Origin of the sequence: Streptomyces sp. ST2-7A (genome assembly GCF_021390475.1) — a bacterium.
Taxonomy (GTDB): Bacteria; Actinomycetota; Actinomycetes; order Streptomycetales; family Streptomycetaceae; genus Streptomyces.
In genome coordinates this window covers 99768-111486 of record NZ_JAJUWS010000017.1, presented here as the reverse complement: position 1 = coordinate 111486, position 11719 = coordinate 99768, and the positions used below count along the sequence as shown (strand labels likewise).

The following is an 11719-nucleotide window of genomic DNA, read 5'->3' as shown; positions in this document are numbered from 1 at the left end:
CCCGGCGGGGCTGGCGGAACTCATGCTGGCCGTCGAGCGGCTCGCAAGCTTGGCCATGCACCCACCGGGACCGAGAGGTCACAACCCTACCGAAGAGGGCTGCAGAAGGGATGGTCCTCTAATGAGCGAGGACACCCGGAGCACGCCCGCGTCGGTGCCGGTGCCGCCCGCCCGCCGGCGCCTGGGACGGAACTACTGGAGGCTGCTGTCCGCGTCCACCGCCGCCAACCTCGGCGACGGCCTGATGACGGTGGCCGTCGTCTGGCTGGCCTCCTCGCTCACCCGCGAGGCGTCGCTGATCGCGCTTGTCGCCCTCGCCACCCGGCTGCCGTGGCTGCTCTTCGCGCTGCCGGCCGGCGTCATCACCGACCGGATCGACCGGCGGCTGCTGGTCGCCTGGGCGGACGCCGCCCGCTTCGCCGTCGTCGCGGCGTTCGGCGCGGCCCTGCTCCTCCACCAGGACGGGCTGCCGACCCCCGCCGAACTGGCGGCCGGCGCCCCGCCGCCCGGCAACGCCGGCTGGCTGCTGGCCGCGCTGTGCGGCGTCGCCCTGCTGCTCGGCAGCGCCGAGGTGCTGCGCGACAACGCCGCCCAGACCCTGCTGCCCTCGGTGGTCGACAAGCGCGACCTGGAGAAGGCCAACAGCCGGATGTGGGGCGCCGAGACCGCCACCAACAACTTCATCGGCCCGCCGCTGGGCGGGCTGCTGGTGGCGGCCGCCCTGGCGCTGCCCTTCTTCCTCAACGCCGGGCTGCTCGCCGTCAGCGCCCTGCTCGTCTTCACCCTCGCCGGCTCCTTCGCCCCGGCGGCCGGCGCGCGGACCGGCCGCATCTCCTGGCGTGCCGAGATCGCGGAGGGGATGCGCTGGCTGTGGCGCCACCGACTGCTGCGGACCCTGGCGCTGCTGCTGGCGGCCATGAACGCGCTGGGCGCGATGGCGATGGTGGTCCTCGTGCTCTTCGTCCAGGACGTGCTGAACCTCTACCAGGGCTGGCAGTTTGGCCTGGTGACTACGGGCTTCGCGGTGGGTGCGGTGGCGGGCTCCGCCATCGCCGACCGCGTCGCGGCCCGGCTGACGCCGGGTACCGCCATGCTGACCTCCATCGCCGGGACGGGGGCGGCGCTCTGCGTCCTGTCGACCATCTCCTCGGCGGTGCTCTTCTGGGCCACCGGCGTGGTGAGCGGCTTCCTGATGATCCTGTGGAACGTAGTCAGCGTCTCGCTGCGCCAGCGCCTCATCCCGGACCGGCTGCTCGGGCGGGGCAACTCCGTCTACCGCTTCTTCGGCTGGGGCACGCTCTCGCTGGGCGCCGCACTGGGCGGGGTGCTGGTCACGGCCGGGGAGCCGTGGCTGGGGCGCGAGGGGGCGCTGCGGATGCCGTTCCTGCTCGCCGGGCTCGCCCACCTGGCGCTGCTCGCCTACGCGTTGCCGCGCATCAACAGCGCCCGGGTGGCCGCTGCCGAAGCGCGCGCCGTCGAGGGCTGAGCGGGCGCCGCGCGTCGTGAAATGCGGCTGCGCCGCACCGGGCCGGCGGACAGACTGAAGGCATGCAGTCACCCGCTCCGCACCTCGCCACCGTACGCCGGGCCACCGCGGCCGACGCCGGACGGCTGACCGCTCTGGTCCGGTCGTCCGGCGCCTACCGCGGCCGCTACGCCCCGATCATCGCCGGCTATCAGGTCACCGCCGAGTACATCGCCCGGCACCAGGTCTTTACGGCGGCCAACACGGCTGGCGAACCGCTGGGGTTCTACGCGCTCGTGCTGGAACCACCGGAACTGGACCTGGCGTTCGTGGCCGACGACGCCCAGGGGCGCGGCATCGGCCGGCTCCTGATGGCGCACATGAAGGAGCAGGCCGCGGCGGCCGGCCTGCCGGAGGTACGGGTGGTCGCCCATCCGCCGGCCGAGGAGTTCTACCGGAGCCAGGGTGCCGAGCCGGTCGGCACGGTGCCGCCGTCGCCGCCGAAGGTCACCTGGTCACGACCGGAACTCCGCTTCGTCATCAGCTGACCCGCCCCTCGCCCCCTCCCCCGTCAGCCCCGCAGGCCGAGCGGGTGCGGGCAAGTCGACCGTACTCGGTCTGCTCATCGGCTTCATCCGACCCACCTCGGGCCGCATCCTGCTGGACGGCACCGACACCGCCGGGCTGGACCTTCGCAGTTACCGCCGTTTCCTGTCGGTGGTGCCGCAGGAGCCGGTGCTCTTCGAGGGCACCGTCCGGGAGAACGTCGGTTACGGCCTGCCCGAGGTGGACGACGAAGCGGTGCGCACGGCCTTGCGGGCCGCCAACGCGCTGGATTTCGTGGAGCGGATGCCGGACGGGCTCGACACCGTGGTCGGGGAGCGCGGCGCCCGGCTGTCCGGCGGTCAGCGGCAGCGGTTGGCGATCGCCCGCGCGCTGATCCGCGACCCGCGCATCCTCATCCTGGACGAGGCGACCTCGGCCCTGGACACCCGCTCCGAGGCGCTGGTGCAGGAGGCGACGGACCGACTGATGGCGGGCCGCACGGTGTTCGTCGTGGCGCACCGGCTGTCCACGATCCGGGGCGCGGACCGGATCGTGGTGATGGACGCGGGGCGGATCGTGGAGAGCGGCACGCACGCGGAACTGTTGGCCGCCGACGGCGAGTACGCGCGGCTGCACTCCGTCCGGGCCCGCTGAGCGGGGGCCCGGGGATCCGACGGGCCGGGCCCGCCCCGGGTTCCGGGGGCGGGCACCATTCCCCCGGCGCCCGGCGCGGTCCACAATGTGGGGGTGCTGAAGGAACTGCTACCCGCCGACGTGGAGTCCGCCGAGCTGTTCGGCGAGACCGACACCGGGGACCTGCCGCCGCTGTTCCCCGAGGAGGAGGCGGTGGTGGCGCGGGCGGTGGCCAAGCGTCGCCGGGAGTTCGCCGGGGTGCGGGCCTGTGCCCGCGAGGCGCTGGGCCGGCTCGGGGTGCCGCCGGCGCCCCTGCTGCCCGGCGAACGCGGGGCGCCGGGCTGGCCGGACGGGATCATCGGCAGCATGACGCACTGCGCCGGTTACCGGGGCGCCGCCGTGGCCCGTCGGGGTCGGTGGGCCTCGCTGGGGGTGGACGCCGAGCCGCACGAGCCGCTGCGCGAGCCGGGGGTGACGAGGCTGGTCACGGTGCCCACCGAGCGTGAGCGGCTGCTGCCGGACCTGGCCGCCCGGCACCCCTCGGTGCACTGGGAGCGGCTGCTGTTCAGTGCCAAGGAGAGCGTCTACAAGGCGTGGTTCCCGCTGACCGGGGCGTGGCTGGGGTTCGAGGAGGCGGAGCTGGGGTTGAGCCCGGATCAGGAAGGGCCGGGCTCGGGCGCCTTCCGGGCCCGGCTGCTGGTGCCGGGGCCGGTGGTGGCGGGGCGGCGCCTGTCGGGCTTCGACGGGCGGTGGCTGGTGCGCGGCGGGTTGGTGTTGACCGTTGTCACCGTGCCGGGTTCCGCCACCGACGCGGATGGGCGGTGACCGACCCCGGTCCGGGGTCGGTCACCGCCCGTCGGTCCCGCCGGGACGTCACCCGGCGCGGGTGCGCCAGGGCTCGTAGTGGGGGTTGTCCACGCACTGCGACATGATCTCGATGCGCAGTCGCGGGTCCACCGGGCAGCCGCCCGCGACGAAGGAGTGGTCCACGCCACCGGGGAAGGCGACCTCCACCTGGTCCGCCCATCGGTGGTCGTCCCCGATGGTGCCGTTGATGTCGATGCCGCCGGGGGCGTCGATGTAGTAGTTCCACCCCACGCTCCACCAGTACTTGTACAGGTCGTGGTCGTAGGTGGTGCTGACGTACGGCGAGGGTTGGTTGACCTGCGTGTAGGAGTACAGGTCGTACTGGCCGTTGACGGTGTCCCAGGGCCGGAAGCCCTCCTCGAAGATCACCGAGGGGGCACGGCGGTCGGCCCGGTAGAGCTGTCGGCAGTCGGTGCGCCAGGCCGGTTCGGGGGTGATGCGCCGGAGGTCCACGTCGCGGACGGCCGCCGCGTACAGCCGGTCCTCCACCACCGGGCAGGCGGCGGCGGGGTGGACGGCCGCCGGGGCGGCGGGAGCGGCGAGGACGGCCGGTGGTGGCGGGGCGACGGGGACCGGGGCGGCGTGGGCGACCGTGGCGGCCGGGGCGCCGAGGAGGGCCGCGAGCAGGGCCGCCGAAACCGCGAGGCGTGCCCGGGCGGCGCGGCGGAGCAGTGGAGCGATCATGGGCGTCACTGTGGCGGGGACGACGCCGTGACGACGGGATTTTCACCCGTCGGGGGCGTGTCCCCGGCCCGTGGCTGACGCGCCGTGAACACCGCTTCTCGGACAAGCTGTTGATCTCCGGTTCGCGGCGGGCCAGGGCCGCCCCACCGGGCGGGTGGACTCCTCTCCCCCCGCCGGGCACGGCGGTCCCGGGCCCGGCGCGAACCAACGCCCGGGAGCCCCCGACGCGTCGGGGGTGTCGGAGGCGCCGGGCGCCTCGATGACCTCGGGAAACCTCAGGAATGGGTACCGGGGCCCCGGCGGAGCATCTCCCGGCGGGCGGTCCAGAACTCCTCGAAGGAGAGCAGGCCGTCGCCGGTGCGGTCCTGGAGGGCGATCAGCCGGCGGGCGTCCTCGGTCTCCACGTCGATGCCGCTGTCCACGAGGACCTGCCGCAGTTCCTCGGGGGTGATGCGGCCGTCGCCGTTGAGGTCGAAGCGGTCGAAGATCTCGCGGGCCTCGGCGCGACCGGCCTCCTCGGCGTCGCCGGCGCCGGCGGGATTCTCGATGTCGGTGGTGTGTTCGGGGTTCACGTGCTGCTCCGGGTGGGTGCGGGATTCCGGTGGGACACCGGAATCGACGGACGGGTCGAGCGGGTCGGACGGGTCGAACCGGCTGAGCGGTTCGAACCGGCTGAGCGGTTCGGACGGGTTGAGCGGTTCGGACCGGCCGGGTCCGGCGGATGCGGGGCTCCTGCCCCGCATCCGCCCGGCGCATCCGCCCTCCGGGGCCCATCCGTCGGGAGGCGGGGAACCGGTGCCCGGTTCCCCGCCCCGCCGTTCCGTGCCCGGCTCAGCGTCCTACGGTGCCCTCGGGAGCCGCGTCTCCCGCGCCGCCGTCGCGCTTCCCCGCTCCCCCGTTCGCCCCGCCCTCCTCGCGCGGTGTGGACCGCTTCAGCCCGTCGACCGGCACCACGCCGGGCACCGGCACCACCCGGTCGGCACCGCGCACCGCGTCGATGTCCTCCATCCCGTCGGAGGCGGCCGGTTGGACGACGCGTCCGGGCTCCGATCCGCGCACCGCGCGCAGCAGCAGCACCGAGCGCGGCGGCAGGGTCAGGGGCTCGCCGGGGACGTGTTCGACGCCCGGCGCCCGGGCCTGGTCCTCCAGCGTGGTGTCGAGGACCACCTCGTAGGAATCCGCCCAGGGCGCGCCGGGCAGCGGGAACTCCGCCGGTTCGTGGCCGGCGTGCAGCAGTGCCAGGAAGCTGTCGTCCACCACCGGGCGGCCGCGCGGGTCGCGTTGCGGGATGTCCTGTCCGGAGAGGTACATACCCAGGGTCAGACCGGGCCGGTACCAGTCCTCCTCGGTCATCTCCCGTCCCCCGGAGGTGAACCAGGCCAAATCCCGGATGCCGTCCGGGCCCTGGCGACGGCCGGAGAAGAAGGCGCGGCGGCGCAGCACCGGGTGCTCGCGGCGCAACCGGATCAGCCGGGTGGTCAGCTCCAACAGGGGACGCCACCCGGGGTCGTCGCGCAGCCCCCAGTCCATCCACCCGATGGGGTTGTCCTGGCAGTAGGCGTTGTTGTTCCCGCCCTGGGTGCGGCCCATCTCGTCGCCGGCGACGAGCATCGGCACACCCGTGGACAGCAGCAGGGTGGTGAGCATGTTGCGCAGTTGGCGGCGGCGCAGGGCCAGGATGTCGGGGTCGTCGGTCTCGCCCTCGGCGCCGCAGTTCCAGGAACGGTTGTCGTCGGTGCCGTCCCGGTTGTCCTCGCCGTTGGCCTCGTTGTGCTTGTCGTGGTAGGAGACCAGGTCGCGCAGGGTGAAGCCGTCGTGGGCGGTGATGAAGTTGACCGAGGCGTAGGGGCGGCGGCCTCCCCAGGCGTACAGGTCGCTGGAGCCCGAGAGCCGGTAGCCCAGGTCCCGTACGTCGGGCAGGGCGCCGCGCCAGTAGTCGCGCACGGCGTCCCGGTATCGGTCGTTCCACTCGGTCCACAGCGGTGGGAAGGCTCCCACCTGGTAGCCGCCGCTGCCCACGTCCCAGGGTTCGGCGATGAGCTTGACCCGGCGCAGCACGGGGTCCTGGGCGATGACCGCGAGGAACGGCGAGAGCATGTCCACGTCGTGCATGGAGCGGGCCAGGGCCGCGGCGAGGTCGAATCGGAAGCCGTCCACGCCCATTTCCTGCACCCAGTAGCGCAGGGAGTCGGTGATCAGCCGCAGTACCTGGGGTTGGACGACGTGCAGGGTGTTGCCGCAGCCGGTGTAGTCGGCGTAGTAACGGGGGTCCTCGCCCAGCCGGTAGTAGCCGCGGTTGTCGATGCCGCGGAAGGAGAGCATGGGGCCCAGGGGTCCGGCCTCGGCGGTGTGGTTGTAGACCACGTCGAGGATGACCTCGATGCCCGCCCGGTGCAGGGCGCGGACCATCTGCTTGAACTCGCCGACCTGTTGACCCCGGCTGCCGCTCGCGCTGTAGGCGGCGTGCGGGGCGAAGTAGCCGATGGAGTTGTAACCCCAGTAGTTGCGCAGGTCGCGCCTGAGGAGGTGGTCCTCGTGGGCGAACTGGTGGACCGGCAGCAGTTCGACGGCGGTGACGCCCAGCCGGGTGAGGTGGTCGATCGCGGCGGGGTGGGCGAGCCCGGCGTAGGTGCCGCGCAGTTCGTCGGGGATGTCGGGGTGGGTCATGGTGAAGCCGCGCACGTGCAACTCGTAGATCACCGAGTCCGACCAGGGGGTCTTGGGGCGCACGTCGTCGGCCCAGGTGTCGGTGTCGTGGACGACGACCCCCTTGGGGACCAGGGGCGCGGAGTCACGGTCGTCACGGACGGTGTCGGCGAACTCCTGGTCGGGCCAGTCGCGGACGTGGCCGTACACCTCCGGGGGCAGGGCGAACTCCCCGTCCACGGCACGGGCGTAGGGGTCGAGGAGGAGCTTGGCGGGGTTCCAGCGGGCTCCGGTCCACGGGTCCCAACGGCCGTGGACGCGGTAGCCGTAGCGCTGTCCGGGCCGCACACCGGGGAGGAAGCCGTGCCAGATCTCGTGGGTGTGCTCGGTGAGCTCGCAACGGGTCTCGCGACCGGCGTCGTCGAAGAGGCACAACTCCACGCCCTCGGCACCGCCCGCCCACAGGGCGAAACCGGTGCCCTGGACCCCGTCGGGACCGGTGGTGTAGCGGGCGCCGAGCGGCTGCGGACTGCCGGGCCACACCTCCTGCCGGTCAGCGCCCCCGGAGGTGTCGGGGCGCGGCCCCGTGCCCCGGGAGCCGGTTCGAGGGGGGTGTTCGGGAAGGGGCACGTCGGCACCGCGCCCGGAGCCGGGCGCCGTCTCCTGTTCAGCTGCCTGGGACACCTGTCCGCCTCCTGGGGTTCGCGGCTCGTCGGCCGCGCGGCGCTGTCGCTTTCGCTTTCGTGTCATCTCTGCCCGGTCACCGTCATCTCATCACGCCGCATCACCCGCTGGGTCGTTTCGCGTCATTCCATCAGTTTTGCCGGAAAAAGCACACCATGCCGGGCCCGGGGGGGTGATATGACCCACCCGGAAAGATGGTCGGGACGGGAACGCATCGGCGAAGGAGCTGGTGTCGGAGCCGGGGGAACGCCGCGGGGTCGACCACGACACGGCCCGGAGGGGAACCTGCGACAGAACGGTGACAATCCCCTGTCCCGACCGTCGAATCCATGTGATGACATGGCCATATGGCCTCCGTGGGAACAGCGGGTGCCACGTGCGGTGCGAGGGGAGAACAACATCGTGAGGACGCGGGCCACGAGTCGGGGGACCATGGCCATCAGGGGAGTCGGGGACACCAGGGGGAGCGCGGCACCCCGCCGGGGCGTCGTGGCCGCCGCGCTGACAAGCGCGTTGCTGGTCCTGGTGACCGCCTGCGGCGGCAGCAGCAGCGCCGACGACAGTTCCGGCGGAACCGGGGGCGACGGGGAGAAGAACGCCGGGGCGGGCGCCGAACTCCTCATATCCCCCGACGACGGAGCCGAGGACGTGGCCACCGAGGGGGAACTGCGGGTGACCATCACGGACGGCACCCTCACCGAGGTCGCGGTCACCGACCCCGAGGGCGGCATCGTGGCCGGTGAACTCGACGACGCCGCCACGACCTGGGAGCCCACCGAACACCTGGCCACCGGCACCGTCTACACGGTGGAGGCCACCGCCGAGACCGCCGACGGCGAGACGGTGAACGAGACCTCCACCTTCACCACACTCGAGGCGGAGGCGACCTTCGCCACCAACTGGAACGTCCCCGAGGACGCCACGGTCGGCACCGGCATGATCATGTCGATCACCTTCGACGCCCCGATCGAGAACCGGGAAGCCGTCGAGGAGGCCATCCGCGTCACCACCGAGCCCGAGGTCGAGCTGCGCGGGCACTGGTTCGGGAATCAGCGCCTGGACATCCGCCCCGAGAACTACTGGCAGCCGGGCACCGAGGTCTCCGTCGAGTTCCGCACCCGCGGCGTCGAGGGGGCGCCGGGCGTCTACGGCACCCGGCACAACGAGCGGTACTTCACCATCGGTCGGCACCAGGTCAGCACCGTGGACGCCGCCGCCAAGACCATGCGGGTCGTGCGGGACGGCGAGGAGCTGCGCACCCTGCCGGTGACCACCGGCGAGCCGGGCAACGACACCTGGAACGGCAAAATGGTGATCACCGAGCGCCTCAAGGAGACCCGGATGGACGGCTCCACCGTCGGGTTCGAAGGCGAGTACGACATCGAGGACGTCCCGCACGCGATGCGGCTGAGCACCTCCGGCACCTTCGTGCACGGCAACTACTGGGCGAGCGAGGCCACCTTCGGCTCGCAGAACGTCAGCCACGGCTGCATCGGCCTGTTCGACAAGCAGGGCGCCAACGACCCCAACACCCCCGCCGCCTGGTTCTTCGACAACTCGATCATCGGCGACGTGGTGGAGGTCGTGAACTCCAACGACGCCGTCATCGCCCCCGACAACGGCCTCGGCGGCTGGAACGCGGACTGGAGCGCCTGGGGCTCCGGACAGTAGGAGAACGAAACGGACCGGTGGGCGCCGGCGGAACCTCCCGTCGCCCCACCGCGGAACGGGCCCGGCGCGCTGTGAGCAAGCGCACCGGGCCCGTTCCCGTGAACGGCCGCTAACCTGGCGGCCATGACCGTACACCTGGAGGTGGCGGACGGTGTCGGAACCCTCCGCCTGGACCGCCCACCGATGAACGCCCTGGACATCGACATCCAGGACCGACTGCGCGCGTTCGCCGAGGAGATCACCACCCGCGAGGACATCCGGGCGGTGGTGGTGCGCGGCAGCGAGAAGGTGTTCGCCGCCGGCGCCGACATCAAGGAGATGCGGGGGATGGACCATCGCGCGATGGTCAACCGCTCCCGCGGCCTGCAGGACGCCTTCACCGCCGTGGCCCGCATCCCCAAACCGGTGATCGCCGCGGTGACCGGCTACGCGTTGGGCGGGGGGTGCGAGTTGGCACTCTGCGCCGACCTGCGGATCGCCGCCGACAACGCGAAACTGGGCCAGCCGGAGATCCTGTTGGGGCTCATCCCGGGTGCCGGCGGCACGCAACGGCTGCCCCGCCTCGTCGGGCCCTCCCGCGCCAAGGACCTGATCCTCACCGGCCGCATGGTGGGCGCCGAGGAGGCGCTGCGGATCGGCCTGGTGGACCGGGTGGTGCCCGCCGCCGAGGTGATGGCCGAGGCCGACGCCCTGGCGCGGAAGCTCGCGGACGGACCGGCCATCGCGCTGCGCGCCGCCAAGGAGTCGATCGACGCCGGCCTGGAGGCGGACATCGACAGCGGCCTGGCACTGGAACGCGCCTGGTTCTCGGCGCTCTTCGCCACCGAGGACCGGGAGATCGGGATGCGCTCCTTCGTCGAGGAGGGTCCGGGGAAGGCCCGCTTCACCCGCTGAACCGAGCACACCGTCCGGCCCGGCTCGGCCGCTCCCGGGAGGGGCCGAGCCGGGCCGGGCCGCGTTCCGCGCCGCCCGCCGGCGGGGCGCGATGCCGTGGAAGAGCCGGCTCGGACCCCCGACGGAACCGGGACGGCTCGGCGGGAGCGCACGGACAGCGCATGGATCGGATCGATGCGCTCTCGTGCGCTCCGCCGGGCGCGCGTCACTCTTTCGTGCCCCATCCGTACGTCGGCGCGACCCGAAGTTTTCGGTCGGTTCCGGCGCCGGGAAGGGGCCGTGCGCCCCTCTTCGCGGCTACTCGGCCGAAGTTCCGTCATCGCTGGTGACAGGGATGATCCCGTCCCCATCTCCCCCGAGAACAAATGGTTCCGAACAGCCGGAAGGCGACATCCGTCCCTCCCCCGGAGCATGCTCGATCATCCCGAAACGGTCCCGGAGCCGGCATATGCGCGCCATGATGGGGGACATGGGAGCAACGGCGGAGACCACCCCGCGGCGAAGCGGGGGGCCAAGCGGCGAAGCGGTCGTGGAACCGGGCGCCGGATCAGCGGGGAGCCCGGCCGCTCACGGCACGATGGACCCCCTGGAAGCGGTACGGGCGGTCAGGGCGTTGACCATCGACCCGGCCACCGATGAGATCGTCCTGCCCTCCCATCCGCGCTCGGCGCGGGCGGCACGGCACATCACCCTCCTGCAGTTGCGCGCCCGGTGGATGCTCCCGGTGGAGCTCACCGACGACGCCGTGCTGCTGGTCTCGGAACTGGTGGGCAACGCGGTGCGGCACGCCGGCGCCGACGGCTTCGGGCTGCGCTTCCGGCGCCGTCGCGGCTGGGTGCGGGTCGAGGTCCGCGACCCCTCCCGCGCCCTGCCCTGCCGACTGCCCACCCACCCCCTGGACCCCACCGGGCGCGGGCTGACCCTCGTGGAGACCCTTTCCGACCGCTGGGGCGCCGACCTGCTCCCGCAGGGCAAGAGCGTCTGGTTCGAAATGCGGGTCGGCGGACGTTGACCCCGCGGGGCCGGTCGACCTCCCGCCTCCCCGTCGATCGGCCCCGCGGCCCCGTCTCACCGACCCGCCCGGGCCGCCTCCACCACCCGGAACCCCGCAACCCTCGGGCCGCGCCGAACCCCCGGCCCGCGGCACCTGTTCCCCGACGCCCCGGACCGCACGGGCCCCGGGCCGGGGCCCGCTCCTCCCGACCCCCTCAACGCGGCATCGCCCGCCGGCGCGCCGAGGCGGCCCGGCGCCGCCGGTCGTTGCACAGCAGGCACTTCCCCCATCCCTGCGGCAGCGGGTCCTCCTTGTCCCCGTACAACGGATCGATCGCACCGTGCGGGTGGATCCGACATCCCGTCGCGCCGGGGCCGGCGGTCAGGCCCTGCGCCGCCACCAGCGCCCTGCGCAGGGCGTCCACCAGGAACTCCGCCTGCTCGCCGGTCGGCATCTCCTCGGCGAAGCCGATGTCCGAGGCGGTGCGGAGCGCGGCCTGCATCTCCGCCCAGTCATTGTGCTGACTCATGTCCGCCAGCGTAGGCCGCGCCACCGACAACTCCGCGCACCGCGTCCCCGATCGGCGGCGCCCGGACGGGGAACGGGCGGCGGGCCCGCTCACCGGGCCCGGACGA

10 protein-coding genes and 1 pseudogene are annotated in these 11719 nt (G+C 73.1%); 7 read left to right on the top strand and 4 right to left on the bottom strand.

What is annotated here, in order from left to right; translation table 11 throughout:
* Positions 1–121 precede the first annotated feature (121 nt).
* The 4 genes and pseudogenes from LZF96_RS12800 (at position 122) to LZF96_RS12785 (ending at position 3469) form a co-directional block, all read left to right on the top strand.
* On the top strand, positions 122–1486 hold the full coding sequence (locus LZF96_RS12800; RefSeq protein ID WP_233870504.1) for an MFS transporter: 1365 nt from the start codon (positions 122–124) through the stop codon (positions 1484–1486).
* 62 nt (positions 1487–1548) lie between these two features.
* Positions 1549–2013: a GNAT family N-acetyltransferase gene (locus LZF96_RS12795; protein WP_233870502.1), complete on the top strand. Its 465-nt coding sequence runs from the start codon at positions 1549–1551 to the stop codon at positions 2011–2013.
* Positions 2014–2035: 22 nt separating this feature from the next.
* Positions 2036–2665, top strand: a pseudogene (locus tag LZF96_RS12790) (ABC transporter ATP-binding protein); the annotation flags it as partial.
* Positions 2666–2758: 93 nt separating this feature from the next.
* Entirely contained in the window at positions 2759–3469 is a 711-nt protein-coding gene (locus tag LZF96_RS12785) for a 4'-phosphopantetheinyl transferase superfamily protein (RefSeq protein WP_233870500.1), read from the top strand.
* A 48-nt stretch (positions 3470–3517) separates the two neighbouring features.
* Here the strand turns inward: LZF96_RS12785 and LZF96_RS12780 are convergent, their stop codons facing one another.
* The 3 genes from LZF96_RS12780 to glgX form a co-directional block, all read right to left on the bottom strand.
* A complete protein-coding gene (locus LZF96_RS12780) occupies positions 3518–4195 on the bottom strand; it encodes an ADP-ribosyltransferase (protein ID WP_233870498.1) in 678 nt (225 codons plus the stop codon).
* A gap of 275 nt (positions 4196–4470) precedes the next feature.
* On the bottom strand, positions 4471–4767 hold the full coding sequence (locus tag LZF96_RS27035) for an EF-hand domain-containing protein (protein ID WP_233870496.1): 297 nt from the start codon (positions 4765–4767) through the stop codon (positions 4471–4473).
* Positions 4768–5026: 259 nt separating this feature from the next.
* Positions 5027–7525, bottom strand: coding sequence for a glycogen debranching protein GlgX (gene glgX / locus LZF96_RS12770; protein WP_233870495.1), 2499 nt, complete (start codon positions 7523–7525; stop codon positions 5027–5029).
* A gap of 432 nt (positions 7526–7957) precedes the next feature.
* On the opposite strand from glgX, the gene LZF96_RS12765 reads away from it, so the two are divergent.
* From LZF96_RS12765 to LZF96_RS12755, 3 genes are all read left to right on the top strand, one after another.
* Positions 7958–9196 carry an Ig-like domain-containing protein gene (locus LZF96_RS12765; protein WP_233870524.1) on the top strand — a complete coding sequence of 413 codons (1239 nt, stop codon included), beginning with the start codon at positions 7958–7960 and terminating at the stop codon, positions 9194–9196.
* A 123-nt stretch (positions 9197–9319) separates the two neighbouring features.
* A complete protein-coding gene (locus tag LZF96_RS12760; RefSeq protein WP_233870492.1) occupies positions 9320–10090 on the top strand; it encodes an enoyl-CoA hydratase/isomerase family protein in 771 nt (256 codons plus the stop codon).
* A 577-nt stretch (positions 10091–10667) separates the two neighbouring features.
* Positions 10668–11102: an ATP-binding protein gene (locus LZF96_RS12755; RefSeq protein WP_308294195.1), complete on the top strand. Its 435-nt coding sequence runs from the start codon at positions 10668–10670 to the stop codon at positions 11100–11102.
* A 196-nt stretch (positions 11103–11298) separates the two neighbouring features.
* Here LZF96_RS12755 and LZF96_RS12750 read toward each other — a convergent pair whose 3' ends face one another.
* Positions 11299–11613, bottom strand: coding sequence for a hypothetical protein (locus LZF96_RS12750; RefSeq protein ID WP_233870486.1), 315 nt, complete (start codon positions 11611–11613; stop codon positions 11299–11301).
* Positions 11614–11719 lie beyond the last annotated feature (106 nt).

What these genes read in the sequence shown, in the direction of transcription:
- LZF96_RS12750 (WP_233870486.1), bottom strand. Translation starts at nt 11,613, where the DNA reads ATGAGTCAGCACAATGACTGGGCGGAGATGCAGGCCGCGCTCCGCACC.
- LZF96_RS12780 (WP_233870498.1), bottom strand. Translation starts at nt 4,195, where the DNA reads ATGATCGCTCCACTGCTCCGCCGCGCCGCCCGGGCACGCCTCGCGGTT.
- LZF96_RS12795 (WP_233870502.1), top strand. Translation starts at nt 1,549, where the DNA reads ATGCAGTCACCCGCTCCGCACCTCGCCACCGTACGCCGGGCCACCGCG.
- LZF96_RS12755 (WP_308294195.1), top strand. Translation starts at nt 10,668, where the DNA reads ATGGACCCCCTGGAAGCGGTACGGGCGGTCAGGGCGTTGACCATCGAC.
- LZF96_RS12800 (WP_233870504.1), top strand. Translation starts at nt 122, where the DNA reads ATGAGCGAGGACACCCGGAGCACGCCCGCGTCGGTGCCGGTGCCGCCC.
- LZF96_RS12760 (WP_233870492.1), top strand. Translation starts at nt 9,320, where the DNA reads ATGACCGTACACCTGGAGGTGGCGGACGGTGTCGGAACCCTCCGCCTG.
- LZF96_RS12765 (WP_233870524.1), top strand. Translation starts at nt 7,958, where the DNA reads ATGGCCATCAGGGGAGTCGGGGACACCAGGGGGAGCGCGGCACCCCGC.